Here is a 14,099-nt window from a genome sequence, read left to right as displayed (position 1 = left end):
CGGCTGCCCCCGCGCGCACGAGTCCGGCACCGCTCAGCGGAACAACGGGATGATGTCGGTGCCGTAGGCGTCGATGGTGGCCTCGCGGTTGTCGTGCATGTCGTAGACGGCGAACTGGTCGACGCCCAGGCTCTTCAGATGGCGGAGCTTCTCGATGTGGGCCTCGGCGGGGCCGAGAAGGCAGAAGCGGTCGACGATCTCGTCGGGGACGAAGGTGGTGTCGGGGTTGTCGGCGCGGCCGTGGTGGGAGTAGTCGTAGCCCTGCCGGTCCTTGATGTAGGCGGTGAGTTCCTCGGGGACCATGCCGGAGTGTTCGCCGTACTTGGCGACGAGGTCGGCGACGTGGTTGCCGACCATGCCGCCGAACCACCGGCACTGGTCGCGGGCGTGCGCCAGGGCCCCGGGCGAGTCGTCCGCCGTGACGTACGCGGGGGCGGCGACGCAGATCGTGAGGGCGTCGGGGTCGCGGCCGGCCTCCCGGGCCGCGTCACGGACGGCCTTGACCATCCACTCCGTCAGGAACGGGTCGGCGAGCTGGAGGATGAAGCCGTCGGCCTTCTGCCCGGCCAGGGCGAGCGCCTTGGGGCCGTACGCCGCCATCCAGACGGGCAGCTTGCCGTTCTTGATCCAGGGGATGCGGATCGGGTTGCCGTCGACCTGCGCCTCCCGCCCTTCCGCCAGGTCGCGGATGACGTCGATGGCCTCGCCGAGCCGGGCCAGGGTGTTGGGCCTGCGGCCGGCGACGCGCATGGCGGAGTCGCCGCGGCCGATGCCGCAGACGGTCCGGTTGCCGTACATGTCGTTGAGGGTGGCGAAGGTGGAGGCCGTCACCTCCCAGGTACGCGTCCCCGGGTTGGTGACCATGGGGCCGACGTGCAGCTTCTTGGTGTTGGCGAGGATCTGGCTGTAGATGACGAAGGGCTCCTGCCACAGCACGGCGGAGTCGAAGGTCCAGCCGTAACGGAAACCGTTGCGTTCCGCCCGGCGCATCAGGCCGACGACCTGCGAGGCGGGCGGGTCGGTCTGCAGGACGAGTCCGAAGTCCAAGGGGCGGCCTCCACGTTCGATTCGGTACGACGAGACCCCGGGCCACTCAGCCCAGGTACTGGGAAAGACCACGCGGCACGAACACCCCGTGCCCCGCGTGGCCCACGTACTTCCGCTGATCGATGACGACCTCACCACGCGAGAGGACCGTCTCCACCTGACCCGTGACGGTCTTGCCCTCGTACGCCGAGTAGTCGACGTTCATGTGATGGGTCTCGGCGGACAGCACCTGCGTCGCGTGCGGGTCGTAGATGACGACGTCCGCGTCCGCGCCCGGCGCGATCGTGCCCTTCTGCGGGTAGATGCCGAACATCCTCGCCGGTGTCGCGCAGGCGATCTCGATCCAGCGGCGGCGGGAGATGTGCCCGTCGACGACGGCCTGGTGGAGGAGGTCCATGCGGTTCTCCACGCCGGGCAGCCCGTTGGGGATCTTGGAGAAGTCGCCCCGGCCGAGCTCCTTCTGTCCCACGAAGCAGAAGGGGCAGTGGTCGGTGGAGACCACCTGGAGGTCGTTGGTCCGCAGGCCGCGCCAGAGCGCTGCCTGGTGCTCCTTCGGCCTCAGCGGCGTGGAGCAGACGTACTTGGCGCCCTCGAATTCCGGCTCCGCCAAATTGTCCGTGGACAGGAAGAGGTACTGCGGGCAGGTCTCGCCGAAGACCGGCAGGCCCATGTCCCTCGCCGCCGCCAACTCGGCCACCGCCTCCTGCGCGGAGACGTGCACCACGTACAGGGGACTGCCCGCGACGCGAGCGAGCTGGATCGCCCGGTGCGTGGCCTCCGCCTCAAGCAGGGCCTTGCGGACCTCCCCGTGATGGCGAGGGTCGGTCTCACCCCGGGCGAGCGCCTGCTCGACCAGGACGTCGATCGCGATGCCGTTCTCCGCGTGCATCATGATCAGCCCGCCCGTATCGCCGGCAACCTGCATCGCCCGCAGAATCTGGCCGTCGTCCGAATAGAAGACACCCGGATACGCCATGAACAATTTGAACGAGGAAACGCCGTGCTCGATGAGCTTCGGCATCTCCCGCAGCGTCGACTCGTTCACGTCCGACATGATCATGTGGAACGCGTAGTCGACCGCGCAGTTCCCGTCCGCCTTCTCCATCCAGGCGTTCAGGCCGGCATGCAGCGACTCGCCTTTCGCCTGCACCGCGAAGTCGACGATCGTCGTCGTCCCGCCCCACGCCGCGGCCCTCGTCCCCGTCTCGAACGTGTCCGACGCGAACGTGCCGCCGAACGGCAGCTCCATATGCGTGTGCGCGTCGACCCCACCAGGGATCACGTACTTCTGCGACGCGTCGATCACCCGGTCCGCCGTCCACTCCTGCGTCCCCGGCGCCGCCAAGGCCACCACCCGGCCGTGCTCGATCAACACATCCGCGTGCACCTCGTCCGCCGCCGTGATCACAAGACCACCGGTAATCAGAGTCCGAGTCATGTCCCCTCCATCCCTTCACACCGACCAGACCAGCACCACCAAGACGGGCTCACAGGCCCCTTACGGCCTGTTCGAGGATCGCCGCGCCCTCTTCGGCCTCGGCGACGGTGAGCGAGAGCGGCGGGGCGATGCGCAGGGTGCTGGTGTTGTGGCCGCCGCCCTTGCCGATCAGCAGGCCGTTCTCGCGGGCGGACTCCAGGACGGCGGCGGCCGTGTCCGGGGCGGCCCGGTCGGTGCCCGGTTCGGTGAGCTCGATGCCGATCATGAGGCCTCTGCCGCGGACCTCCCGTACCGCCGCCACTCCGGCGCAGGCGGCCCGGACGCGTTCGATGAGGAGGCCCCCGACGCGGCGCGCGTTGCCCTGGAGGTCGTGGTCGAGGAGGTACGAGAGGTTGGCGAGGCCCGCCGCCATGGTGATGGGTGAACCGCCGAAGGTGGAGATGGAGTTTGCGCCGAGGCAGTTCATGACCTCGGCGCGGGCGACGACCCCGCCGACGGACATGCCGTTGCCGATGCCCTTGGCGAAGGTCAGGATGTCGGGCGGTCCGGCCTGGCCGTGGGCCTGCCAGCCCCAGAAGTTGTCGCCGGTGCGGCCCCAGCCGGTCTGCACCTCGTCGGAGATCCACAGGATGCCGTGCCGGTCGAGGACCCGGCGGAAGGCGGCGTACAGACCGTCGGGAGGGGAGGTGAAGCCGCCGACGCCCTGGACGGGTTCGGCGATGAGAGCGGCGACGTCCCGGGTGTGGCCGAGGAGGTCTTCCAGGTCGGCGACGCACGCCTCGATGAACCGCTCGTCGGTGTACTGGGCGAAGGGGCCGCGGGTGCGGACGCCGCCGTGCACGTACATCGTCTGGAGCGGGGAGAGGCCGGTCGGTGACCAGGCGCGGTTGCCGGTGATGCCGACGGTGGAGAAGGAGCGGCCGTGGTAGCTGTTCCGCATGGCCAGGATCTGGTTCGAGCGGCGGTACGCGGTGGCGAGGAGGAGCGCCGTGTCGTTGGCCTCGGTGCCGGAGGTGGTGAAGAAGACACGGGCGTCGGGGATTCCGGAGAGCCCGGCGATCCGCTCGGCGAGCTCCACCATCGGGCGGTTGAGGTAGAGCGTGGAGGAGTGGATGATCCGCCCGGCCTGCTCGGCGACGGCCTTGGTGACCTCGGGCAGGGCGTGGGCGGTCATGGTGGTGAGGATGCCGCCGAAGAAGTCGAGGTATCTGCGGCCTTCGGCGTCCCAGACGTGGCGGCCCTCGCCATGGGTGATCTCGATGGGGTCCCGGTAGTAGAGGGCGAGCCACTCGGGGAGGACGGCCTTGTGCCGGTCGTGGAGGCTGCTCACGGCCGCACCAGCCCGTCGTACGCGTCGGGGCGGCGGTCCCGGTAGAAGGCCCACTGCTGCCGCACCTGCTCGATGAGACCGAAGTCGAGGTCGCGGACGACGAGTTCCTCGGTCTTGTCGGAGGCGACGTCACCGACGAACTTGCCGCGCGGGTCGACGAAGTAGCTGGTGCCGTAGAAGTCGTTGTCGCCGTACTCCTCGACGCCGACCCGGTTGATGGCGGCGACGAAGTACTCGTTGGCGACGGCCGCGGCGGGCTGTTCCAGCTGCCAGAGGTGGGAGGAGAGCCCGCGGTGGGTGGCCGAAGGGTTGTAGACCAACTGCGCGCCGTTCAAGCCGAGTTGGCGCCAGCCCTCCGGGAAGTGGCGGTCGTAGCAGATGTAGACGCCGACCTTGCCGACGGCGGTGTCGAAGACCGGCCAGCCGACGTTGCCCGGGCGGAAGTAGTACTTCTCCCAGAAGCCCCTGACCTGGGGGATGTGGTGTTTGCGGTACTTGCCGAGGTACGTGCCGTCGGCGTCGATCACGGCGGCCGTATTGTAGTAGAAGCCCTCGCTCTCGATCTCGAAGACGGGCACCACGATCACCATTCCGGTCTCCCGGGCGAGATCCCGCATCCTGCGCACGGTCGGGCCGTCGGGGACGGGCTCGGCCCAGCGGTAGTGCTCGGGCTCCTGGACCTGGCAGAAGTAGGGGGCGTTGAACACCTCCTGGAATCCGATCACCCTGGCACCCTGGCGGGCCGCCTCCCGGGCGTGCTCCTCGTGTTTGGCGATCATGGATTCGGTGTCGCCGGTCCAGGTCGCCTGGACGAGCGCGGCGCGTACGACGTCGGTCATGAGCTGCTCCTTCGGCACGGCGTCAGAGAGCCTCTACGCACGTAGACGCGGTGCGTAGGAGGAGAACGTAAGCCCCGTCACACCGCGGAGCAAGACCGCCGCCGTGAAGCGGCCGGGTCGATCATGTTTCATACCCGAGTGGTCCACGTCGGACACGTACCGACACGTACCGGCAAGGACCGACACGTGCGGGGTCCCGCCCCTGCCGCCCTCCCCGTCAGGCGCCGGCGACACCCGCCACGCGCAGGGCGTGAAGCAGTTCGCGCTCACGGGTCGCCGACACCGCTCTGGCCGCTTCGAGGAGCCCGGGGAGCAGCTCGCGCGGGTCCTCGACCGCGAGCCGCGCCGCGTCCTCTGGGGTGCGGACCCGCACGAACGCGGCGAGCAGCGCACCGGCCTCACGGTGGTGGCCCTCCGCGCGCAGGGCGGCGCACGCGCCCGCGAGCTCCTCGACCGGGCGCGCCACGCCCTGGCGCAGGAGCTGCTCGCAGTCGGGGGTCCGGCCCGCGTCGGCCAGCGCTCCGGCGACGGCGGCGAGCCGGCCGGGCGTCAGCGAGGCGGCCTCCCAGAGCAGGATCGACCAGTCGGCCCCGAGTCCGGCGCGGTGGAGTTCCCCGGCGAGGACGGGCAGCCGGTCGGGCGGCCCGTTGAGCGCCTCGCAGAGCAGGGCGTGGGCCTCGCCGCTACGGCCCTGGGCGCGGAGCCGCCGCAGGGCGTAGACCGCGTTGGCCGCGGCGCGGGCAGCCTCGGCGGGGTCCTCCGCGAGGTCCTCTGCGGGGGCCGCGTCAGGGCCCCGCACCGGGCCGGGCATCCGGTCGGGTGCGGCGGGCCCGCCGCCGAAGCGGGCTCCCCGGGGCGCCGCTCCCCCGGTCGGCAGTACGGTCTCGGGCGCGGCCACCGGTCCCTGCTCCTCGGCCCCCTCCAGCCAGGCGTACCGGGCGCCCCGGGGCCGCCGCTTGGCTCTGCCGGGGCGGGAGGGGGAATCTCCGGCGGAGGTGAGGTCGGGGGCCGAGTCCGGTGCCTTCCCGAGCGGGCTCCCCTCCCCCAGGCGCTCCAGGCGGGCCGTCAGGTCCCTGACGCGAGCCGTCGCCCTCGCGTGGTCGTCGCGGGTCCAGGCGAGGTCGTGCGCCAGGCGGGCCGTCTCCTCCGGATCCTGGGCCGCGGCCGCGCGGAGCCGGTCGTCCAGTTCGCGGGCGCGGGAGTCGGCGTACCGGCGTTCGCGTTCCATGAGTTCCCTGCGCTCGGCGAGCGCCTCCGCTCCCCCGGGGCGCCGGTCGTGGGCGCCGGCGGCGGCCGCGTACAGCGTCCTGCCCCGCAGGGCGAGCGGCCCTTCGGCGGGTTCGCCGGCGTCCTGGAGCAGGGACTCGACGACGTCCCACGGCAGGATCTCCGTCCCGTCGAAGCAGGCGCGCAGCCCCTCCGGGTCGCGCTCGGCGAAGACGCCGTACCAGCCGCCGCCCGGCGTGATGCGACCCACGAGCTCCGTCAGCCAGCGAGTGAACGCCAGTATTTCAGCCGGCAGTTGATACACCGTCATGCGTCACGCACCTGCCCCGCGGTCGACTGGAACCTTCCGGTCCGCGGGTATTGGACCGCAGTCGTGTTACGGGACGACTACGGACCGTTTTCCTACGGGTGCCTTGCCGCGCAATTCACCGGAAGCGCGCGTCTCACCCGAAGCGCGTGTCCCGGCCGAAGCGCGCGTCTCAGCTCTCCCACAGCGCACGTCCCACCCGAAGCGCACGTCTCACCCGAAGCGCACGACGATCCCGGTGTGCGGGCGCTTCCCGAGGCGGGCGAGCGTGGCCGGCACGTCGGTCAGCCAGAACTGCCAGGTGTACTTGCGCGCGAGCAGGCGCCGGATCCGGCGCAGCTCCTCCCCCTCCACGAGCCGCCCCTCGCCGGCGACGCGCCGGGCACCCTCGGCGACGTTGCCGCGCAGGTCGCAGACGGCGACCTCGACCCGCGGGTCGTTGCGCAGGCGCTTGACCTTCCAGGAGTCGGTGCGGGTCCAGACGTACAGTTCGGCGCCGTCCACCGCGTACCAGACGGGCGTCGCGACGCCCGTGCCGTTCTTCCGGTACGTGGTCAGGCTGGCGTAGCGGCCGCGCCGCAGCTCCTCGGGCATCATGCCCGCGAGCCTATGCCGGGGCCGGGTTGGACGCGTGGGTCAGGGTCTCCCGGGCGACGAAGAGGTCATGCATGCCGCCCGGCCGCCGGCCCAGGGCGAGCTTCGCGGTCTGCGGGAGCTTCATGCCCATCCGCCCTGCGAGATGGTTGAGGGCGACCTCGACGTGCGGCGACACGGCGGCGCACGACCGCCGGCTGCACGCCTCCGACGAGGACGCCGGGGTGGCGGAAGCGCTCGGGGGCGACGGCGGCCGGCTCGGCCGGGGCCCACCGAGGGCCCCGGGACGCGCATCCGGTTCGGGGCCACCGGGTGACCGGCCCGCGCGGCGGTCTCCGTCTGGGCGGTGACGGCGCTCAGACGGGCACGAGCGCGCACCGGACGACCAGCTCGTCCATGGAGAGGCCGAGGACCCGGGCGAGGGCCGCGACGGTGAAGAACGCCGGGGTCGGGGCCCGGCCGGTCTCGATCTTGCGGAGGGTCTCGGCGGACAGACCGGCCGCCGAGGCGATCTCGACCATGGACCGCTCGCCGCGCGCCTCGCGCAGGAACAGGCCGAGGCGCTCGCCGCGCTCGCGCTCTTCGGGGGTCAGGGGTGTGCGCACCATGCCACCATTCTAATACCGGTATAGTAATTGGAATGGTGGAGATCAAGACGAACGAGAACCTGGCGGCCATGCGCGAGTCGGGGCGGGTGGTGGCGCGCGCCCTCGCGGCCGTACGGGAGAAGGCGGCGCCCGGGGTCACCCTGGCCGACCTCGACCTGGCCGCGCGGGAGGTCCTGGCCGAGGCGGGCGCCGGATCGCCCTTCCTCGGGTACCGCCCGGAGTGGGCACCCGTGCCGTTCCCGGCGGTGGTGTGCCTCTCCGTCAACGACGCCATCGTGCACGGCATCCCGGACGGAACCCGGCTGGCCCCGGGGGACCTGGTCTCCGCGGACTGCGGCGCCCTGTTGGGCGGCTGGGCGGGCGACTCGGCCGTCAGCTTCACGGTCGGCCCGGCCCGGCCGGAGGACACCCGGCTGATCGCCGCGGCGGAGGAGGCCCTGGCCGCGGGCATCGCGGCGGCCGTCGTCGGCAACCGCATCGGCGACATCGCCCATGCCGTCGGCCGGGTCTGCCGCGCCGCCGGGTACGGCATCCCGGACGGCTTCGGCGGTCACGGGATCGGCCGCACGATGCACGAGGACCCGGGCGTCCCCAACGAGGGACGCCCGGGCCGGGGCATGAAACTGCGCCACGGGATGGTGCTCGCGATCGAACCGATGCTCATCGGGGGAGGCACGGACGACCACTACACGGCGGCCGACGGCTGGACGATCCGCACGTCCGACGGCTCGCGCGCGGCCCACGCGGAGCACACGGTCGCGATCACGGACGAGGGCCCACGCGTGCTGACGGCGCTGTAGCACTCACCGCCCGAGCGGGGGGCGTCAGCCGCCGGTCGCCCACGTCCCCGCCGCCCGAGCGGGGACGTCAGCCGCCGGTGACCTACGGCCCCGCCGGCCGGACCACCATCGCCGAACCGCCGCCCCTGCGGACCGTCTCCGCGGCGGCCACCCAGCGGCCGTCCGGCAGGCGTTGGACGCCGGTGGCGGCGCCGATCTCCGGGTTCTGCCGGAAACCGTGCCCGATCCCTTCGAGCTCCGCCCGGAGCGGACTGTTCCAGAGCGCGGGTTCGAGTTCGGTGGTCGCCTGGTTGCGCTGGCTGGCGCGCGGCGCGGCGATGGCCTCGACGAGCGGCAGACCCCGGTCGACGACCCCGGTGAGGGTCTGCAGGACCGTCGTGATGATGGTCGCGCCGCCCGGCGAACCAAGGGCGAGGACCGGCCGGTCGTGCGGGTCGAGGACGATCGTCGGGGAGATCGAGGAGCGCGGCCGCTTGCCGGGTCCCGGCAGGTTGGGGTCGTGCACGGCCGGGTTGGCGGGGGCGAAGGAGAAGTCGGTCAACTCGTTGTTGAGCAGGAAGCCCCGGCCGGGCACGGTGATGCCGCTGCCGCCGGTGGACTCGATGGTGAGCGTGTACGCGACGACGTTGCCCCACTTGTCCGCCACCGTGAGGTGGGTGGTGTTCTCCCCCTCGTACGTGGTCGGGGCCGCCGTGCCGCCGCTGGCGCACGGCGCCGGGTCGCGGGGGTCGCCGGGCGCGAGCGGGCTGGTCAGGACGGCGTCGTCGCGGATCAGGCAGGCGCGGGAGTCGGCGTACCGCTGGGAGAGCAGTCCGCGCGTCGGCACCCGCTCGAAGGCCGGGTCGCCGACCCAGCGGCCCCGGTCGGCGAAGGCGATCCGGCTGGCCTCGATGAACCGGTGCAGATAGCGGGCCTGGGAGGCGTCCGCGAGGTCGGTGCCCTCCAGGATGTTGAGCGCCTCGCCGACGCTCGTACCGCCGGAGGAGGAGGGGGCCATGCCATAGACGTCGAGCCCCCGGTACGAGACCTTCGTGGGCCGCCGGAACTCAGTCTCGTACGCGGCGAGGTCACGGGTCGTCAGGTCGCCCGCGCGGACTTTCCGGGTGGCGCCTTCGCGGACCGGAGGCGTACGGACGGTGTTCACGATGTCCCGGGCGAGCGGGCCCCGGTAGAGGGCGCCGACGCCCTCACGGCCGAGCGTCTCGTACGTACGGGCCAGGTCGGGGTTCTTGAAGACGGACCCGACGACCGGCAGCTGCCCGCCGGGCAGGAAGAGGTCCGACGAGGCCGGGAAGTCACGGAACCGTGCCTCGTTGGAGGCGGTCTGGGCGCGGAACGTGGGGTCGACGGTGAAGCCCTCACGGGCCAGCCGCTCGGCGGGTTCGAGGAGCGCCCCGAGCCGCTTGCTGCCCCAGGCGTCGAGAGCGCTCTTCCAGGTCGCGGGGGTGCCGGGGGTGCCGACGCCGAGGCCGCTGGTCATGCCCTCCTCGAAGGGGATGGGCTTGCCGTTCTCCACGAAGAGGTTCGTGTCGGCGGAGCGGGGCGCGGTCTCGCGCCCGTCGACGGTGTGCACCGTACGGCTCTTCGCGTCGTAGTAGACGAAGTAGCCGCCACCACCGATGCCCGCCGAGTAGGGCTCGGTGACGCCGAGCGCGGCCGCGACGGCGACGGCGGCGTCCACGGCGTTGCCGCCCTCGCGGAGCACCTCGACCCCGGCGGCCGACGCGTCGGCGTCGACACTGGCGACAGCACCCCCGTATCCGACGGCGACGGGCTCCTTGACCGGTGGCGGCGGGGTGGCCGGCCGGGCCGTGGGCGGGGCGGCGCCCATCGAGAGCACCGTCGCCGCGACGGCGAGAACGGAGACCTTCCCAGCGACGGAACGACGCATTCCCTACCTCCAGTCAACAACCGTCCGCGCAGCGTAACTTCCCCCGCCCCGTTCCGTCAGGACCGCCTCGAACAAGGAACCGGTTCGCCGCTAGCATGCGCGCCCATGAACGAAGACGTGCGCAACATCGTGCTGGGAGTCCTGGCGACCGGGGTCAGCGCCTCCTTGGGCTGGCTGGCCCGTACGTACCTCTGGCGGCGCGGGCTCCGCCGGAAGCAGGCGTTCTTCGGGCTGCCCTCCGGTGCGGAGTGCCTGCTCGTGGTGAACCGTCTGGCCGGCAGCGAGCGCGGCGTGCACGCCACCGACGTCTCGGCGCTGCTCGAACTGTCGGCGCTGGTCAAGGACTGCGGGGCGCGGCCCCGTATCGTGCAGCACGACACGGCCCGGCAGGGACTCGGCGAGATAGCCGAGTTCTGCATCGGCGGCCCCTACTCCAATCGGCGCATGGCGGCCCATCTGCCGAACCTGCTGCCGGGACTCACGATGAACGTCGAGCAGGAGCCGCGCGAGGACCGGGGGATGATCACCGTGGCGGGCGAGGCCTACCGTCCGGAGTGGGGCGTCAGGGAGTACGTCGTCCTCGCACGCCTCACCCGTGGTGAGGGTGGCCGGCCGGTGTTCCTGATCTGCGGCCAGGCCGCTGTCACCAATCAGGCCGCGGCGCGGTATCTGGCCCGCCACCACAAGGCGCTGGCCGGCACATACGGGTCGGACGGCTCCTTCGCGCTCCTTCTGAAGGTGGTCAACTCGCGGGCGTACGGCCCCGATGTGGCGGAGCTGGTGGCCGATGTCACCCGCGAGGCGCGGACGGCTCCCGCAGCCGCACCGGCAGCGACTTGATTCCGTTGATGAAGTTGGAGACGAGGCGCCGGGGCGGTCCGGCGAGTTCCAGGCCGTCGCAGGCCCGGCGCGTCTCCTCGTGGAGCAGCCGGAGCTGAAGCCTGGCGAAGTGAGCGCCCAGGCAGACGTGCGGGCCGTCGCCGAAGGAGACGTGAGGGTTCGGGGTCCGGCCGAGGTCGAGGCGGTGCGGGTCGGGGAAGACGCGCTCGTCGTGGTTGGCGGAGGCGTGGAAGACGACGACCTTGTCGCCGCGCCGGATCGCCTGGCCGGCCAGCTCGGTGTCCCGGGCCGCGGTGCGTCGGAACGACAGGACGGGCGGGTGCACACGCAGGAGTTCGTCCACCGCCGTGTCCAGGGAGACGTCCCCCTCCCAGAACCTCCGCTGCTCGTCCGGGTGTTCGGCGAGCGCGAGGAGTCCGCCCGGGGCGGCGCTGCGGACCGTGTCGTTGCCGGCGACGGTCAGCAGGAAGAAGAACATCTCCAGCTCGGCGTCGGCGAGCTCGGAGGTGGCGAGGGAGGTCATGACGTCGTCGGCGGGGTGCGCGCGCTTGTACGCGGCCAGCTCCTGGGCGTAGGAGAACATCTCGGCGAGCATGGCTGGCGAGCGGGGGTTGACCGGCCGCCCCTCGGCGTCCAGGGCCGGGGGCTCGTCCGGGTCCTGGTAGGCGATGACCCGTTCGGTCCAGGTGTGGAGGAGCCCCCGGTCACTCGCGGGCACGCCGAGCAGGTCGGTCAGGTTGAGCAGCGCGTAGTCGTCGGTGACGGCCCGGACGAGGTCCACCTCGCCACCGTCCGCGACTGCCGCACCGATCAGGGCCCGCGCCCGTTCCCGCGCGGTGATTCCGAAGCGCTCGATCCGCCTCGGGGTGAAGGCCCGGCTGACAAGCCGCCGCAACCGGCCGTGGTCCGGAGGATCCTGATTGAGCATCATGCGCCGGATGAAGGGCAGGTCGGCGGGGTCGGCGTCGCGGATCTGGGTGGCACCGAGACAGGAGGAGTACGTCCCCGCGTCCTTGAGCACGCGGGTGACGTCGGCGTGCCGGGTGACGGCCCAGAACCCTGGCCCTGCGGGCCATCCCAGGATCTCGGGCTCCTCCTGACGGGCGACGGGCGCGAGGTCGCGCAGAGCGCGGAAGCGGTCGTGGGGGATGCCGGTGGCGTAGATCCGCGGATCGAAGACGTCGGGCACGTCGGGACTGCCGGACACATCGGATACGTCGAGTACACCGGGACTCTCGGACGCATCGGATACGTCGGGACTGCCGGACACATCGGATACGACGCGCACGTCAGGCCGGTCGGACACATCGGGTACGTCGGGTCCGTCGCTCGGTTCCGTCACCGCGCCTCCCGCCGACTGCCCTTCAGAGGTGAGAACGGCACCATCATGACAGGCCGGGGGCGGCCGCCGCAGGGCTGATCGCACGGTCCGGGAAGGCCCCTCACCCCAATCGTTACCGGCACGTAACTTACTGACCAGTTACCACGGGTAAGCCGCTCCGGTTACCGTCGGGTCACTTTCACTGCCCCCCATGACTGCCCCAGCACCGCCCCCCAGCGGTGCACGCACTGACCCCACAGTGCCCCCAGTGAGGAGTGACCCGTGCGCACATCCCTGGCCCTCGCCGTCTCGGCCGCTCTCGTGGCCGGTACGGCCCTCGGGCTCGCGCCCGCCGCCCAGGCCGGAGAGACCGGAGCGAGCACCGACACCGGCATCCGCTTCGTCGACATCGCCGGGGAGGGCGGCACCGTCCTCAAGGCGAACGTGATCGCCCCCGCCGGCGGCGGCCGCCATCCCCTGATCGTGCTCCCCACCAGCTGGGCCATGCCCCAGATCGAGTACCTCGCCCAGGCCAAGAAGCTCGCCGACTCCGGTTACGTCGTGGTGAGCTACAACTCGCGCGGCTTCTGGCAGTCCGGCGGGGAGATCGAGACCGCCGGTCCGAAGGACGTCGCCGACGCCTCGAAGGTGATCGACTGGGCCCTCGCGAACACGCCCTCCGACCCCGCGCACGTGGGCATGGCGGGTGTCTCGTACGGCGCCGGGATCAGCCTCCTCGCCGCCGCCCACGACCCCCGGATCAAGGCCGTCGCCGCGCTCAGCGGCTGGGCCGACCTCATCGAGTCCATCTACAGCGGCCGCACCCAGCACCTCCAGGCCGCCGCCCTGCTCGGCGGCGCCGGATACCTCACGGGACGCCCCGGGCCCGAACTGAAGGAGGTCCTCGGCGACTTCCTCTCGTCGAACCTCGACAAGGAGGACGAGATGATCGCCTGGGGCCGCACCCGGTCCCCCGCCACCCACCTGGACCGGATCAACGCCAACGGCGCCGCGATCATGCTCGGCAACGCCTGGGGCGACACCATCTTCCCGCCCAACCAGTACGCGAGCTTCTTCGAGAAGCTCACCGGCCCCAAGCGCCTGGAGTTCCGCCCCGGCGACCACGCCACCGCCGAGGCCACCGGCCTGTTCGGGCTCCCCAACGACACCTGGACCAGCGCCCACCGCTGGTTCGACCGCCACCTCAAGGGCGTCGACAACGGCATCGACCGCGAGCAGCCGGTCCAGCTCAAGTCGCGGTCCGCCGACGGCTACGAGGGCTACCCCGACTGGAAGTCCGTCCACGCGAACCAGCGGAAGTTCGACCTCGACGGTACGCAGCGGATCTGGGCGAACGTCGACTCCGGCGCCAACGGCGGCATCACCCTGCTCACCAACGCCCTCGACCAGTTCCTCCGCACCCCGCCCGTCGTCTCCGTCCCCCTCCTCCCCCGCGCCTTCGCCGGCGTCTGGCAGTCGGAGCGGTACGACACCCCGCAGCGGGTGCGCGGCACGGTGAAGGTGCACACCACGGTCGCCTCCAGCAAGGAGAGCGGCACCCTCGTCGCGTACCTCTACGACGTGGGCCCGCTCGGCGTCGGCAAGCTCGTCAGCAATGCCCCGTACACCTTCCACGACCGGACGCCGGGGCAGCCCTTCGCACTCGACCTGGAGCTGTTCTCCACGGCGTACGACGTACCGGCCGGGCACCGGCTCGCCCTGGTCGTCGACACCGTCGACCCGCTCTACATCGAGCACAACCCGACCGGCGCGCAGCTGACCTTCTCCTCCCCGGCGGCCGACCCGTCGTACGTGTCGGTACCGCTGCGGCAGGAGTGATCACCGGCTGCTGCCGGG

Annotated in this window: 13 protein-coding genes; 3 read left to right on the top strand and 10 right to left on the bottom strand. The window is 71.8% G+C overall.

Annotation, left to right across the window (positions count from 1 at the left end):
• Positions 1-33 precede the first annotated feature (33 nt).
• From ACFVYX_RS03765 to ACFVYX_RS03730, 8 genes are all read right to left on the bottom strand, one after another.
• Positions 34-1,047, bottom strand: coding sequence for a TIGR03842 family LLM class F420-dependent oxidoreductase (locus ACFVYX_RS03765; RefSeq protein WP_389679677.1), 1,014 nt, complete (start codon positions 1,045-1,047; stop codon positions 34-36).
• A gap of 46 nt (positions 1,048-1,093) precedes the next feature.
• Positions 1,094-2,485 (bottom strand): dihydropyrimidinase, encoded by a 1,392-nt coding sequence (gene hydA / locus ACFVYX_RS03760; protein WP_389679676.1) that lies wholly within the window; start codon positions 2,483-2,485, stop codon positions 1,094-1,096.
• Positions 2,486-2,534: 49 nt separating this feature from the next.
• Positions 2,535-3,815 (bottom strand): aspartate aminotransferase family protein, encoded by a 1,281-nt coding sequence (locus ACFVYX_RS03755; protein WP_389679675.1) that lies wholly within the window; start codon positions 3,813-3,815, stop codon positions 2,535-2,537.
• Positions 3,812-4,654, bottom strand: coding sequence for a nitrilase-related carbon-nitrogen hydrolase (locus tag ACFVYX_RS03750; protein ID WP_389679674.1), 843 nt, complete (start codon positions 4,652-4,654; stop codon positions 3,812-3,814). Before ACFVYX_RS03750 ends, ACFVYX_RS03755 begins: the two co-directional genes overlap by 4 nt.
• 217 nt (positions 4,655-4,871) lie before the next feature.
• A complete protein-coding gene (locus ACFVYX_RS03745; RefSeq protein WP_389679673.1) occupies positions 4,872-6,191 on the bottom strand; it encodes a UL36 very large tegument protein in 1,320 nt (439 codons plus the stop codon).
• Between the two features lie 210 nt (positions 6,192-6,401).
• Positions 6,402-6,785: a PPOX class F420-dependent oxidoreductase gene (locus tag ACFVYX_RS03740; RefSeq protein WP_389679672.1), complete on the bottom strand. Its 384-nt coding sequence runs from the start codon at positions 6,783-6,785 to the stop codon at positions 6,402-6,404.
• Between the two features lie 10 nt (positions 6,786-6,795).
• A complete protein-coding gene (locus ACFVYX_RS03735; protein ID WP_389679671.1) occupies positions 6,796-6,960 on the bottom strand; it encodes a hypothetical protein in 165 nt (54 codons plus the stop codon).
• Between the two features lie 178 nt (positions 6,961-7,138).
• A complete protein-coding gene (locus ACFVYX_RS03730; protein WP_389679670.1) occupies positions 7,139-7,390 on the bottom strand; it encodes a helix-turn-helix domain-containing protein in 252 nt (83 codons plus the stop codon).
• A gap of 32 nt (positions 7,391-7,422) precedes the next feature.
• Between ACFVYX_RS03730 and map the strand changes: the two genes are divergently transcribed.
• Positions 7,423-8,190, top strand: a complete 768-nt coding sequence (gene map / locus ACFVYX_RS03725; RefSeq protein ID WP_389679669.1) for a type I methionyl aminopeptidase — start codon at positions 7,423-7,425, stop codon at positions 8,188-8,190.
• Positions 8,191-8,272: 82 nt separating this feature from the next.
• On the opposite strand, the gene ggt is transcribed toward map, so the two are convergent.
• Positions 8,273-10,081, bottom strand: coding sequence for a gamma-glutamyltransferase (ggt, locus tag ACFVYX_RS03720; protein ID WP_389679668.1), 1,809 nt, complete (start codon positions 10,079-10,081; stop codon positions 8,273-8,275).
• A gap of 105 nt (positions 10,082-10,186) precedes the next feature.
• On the opposite strand from ggt, the gene ACFVYX_RS03715 reads away from it, so the two are divergent.
• A complete protein-coding gene (locus ACFVYX_RS03715; RefSeq protein ID WP_389679667.1) occupies positions 10,187-10,921 on the top strand; it encodes a hypothetical protein in 735 nt (244 codons plus the stop codon).
• Here the strand turns inward: ACFVYX_RS03715 and ACFVYX_RS03710 are convergent.
• Positions 10,872-12,128 carry a cytochrome P450 gene (locus tag ACFVYX_RS03710; RefSeq protein WP_389679666.1) on the bottom strand — a complete coding sequence of 419 codons (1,257 nt, stop codon included), beginning with the start codon at positions 12,126-12,128 and terminating at the stop codon, positions 10,872-10,874. The two genes, ACFVYX_RS03715 and ACFVYX_RS03710, sit on opposite strands and share 50 nt — an antisense overlap.
• A gap of 396 nt (positions 12,129-12,524) precedes the next feature.
• On the opposite strand from ACFVYX_RS03710, the gene ACFVYX_RS03705 reads away from it, so the two are divergent.
• Entirely contained in the window at positions 12,525-14,081 is a 1,557-nt protein-coding gene (locus ACFVYX_RS03705; protein WP_389679665.1) for a CocE/NonD family hydrolase, read from the top strand.
• Positions 14,082-14,099 lie beyond the last annotated feature (18 nt).

It is taken from the genome of Streptomyces sp. NPDC058326 (assembly GCF_042879855.1).
Lineage (GTDB): Bacteria > Actinomycetota > Actinomycetes > Streptomycetales > Streptomycetaceae > Streptomyces.
The sequence above is the reverse complement of the archived record's forward strand: the minus strand, read 5'-3'. Positions and strand labels throughout refer to the sequence as shown.

Coding starts and splice junctions, on each gene's coding strand:
- ACFVYX_RS03740 (WP_389679672.1), bottom strand. CDS start 6,785: ATGATGCCCGAGGAGCTGCGGCGCGGCCGCTACGCCAGCCTGACCACG.
- ACFVYX_RS03750 (WP_389679674.1), bottom strand. CDS start 4,654: ATGACCGACGTCGTACGCGCCGCGCTCGTCCAGGCGACCTGGACCGGC.
- ACFVYX_RS03745 (WP_389679673.1), bottom strand. CDS start 6,191: ATGACGGTGTATCAACTGCCGGCTGAAATACTGGCGTTCACTCGCTGG.
- map (WP_389679669.1), top strand. CDS start 7,423: ATGGTGGAGATCAAGACGAACGAGAACCTGGCGGCCATGCGCGAGTCG.
- ACFVYX_RS03715 (WP_389679667.1), top strand. CDS start 10,187: ATGAACGAAGACGTGCGCAACATCGTGCTGGGAGTCCTGGCGACCGGG.
- ACFVYX_RS03730 (WP_389679670.1), bottom strand. CDS start 7,390: ATGGTGCGCACACCCCTGACCCCCGAAGAGCGCGAGCGCGGCGAGCGC.
- ggt (WP_389679668.1), bottom strand. CDS start 10,081: ATGCGTCGTTCCGTCGCTGGGAAGGTCTCCGTTCTCGCCGTCGCGGCG.
- hydA (WP_389679676.1), bottom strand. CDS start 2,485: ATGACTCGGACTCTGATTACCGGTGGTCTTGTGATCACGGCGGCGGAC.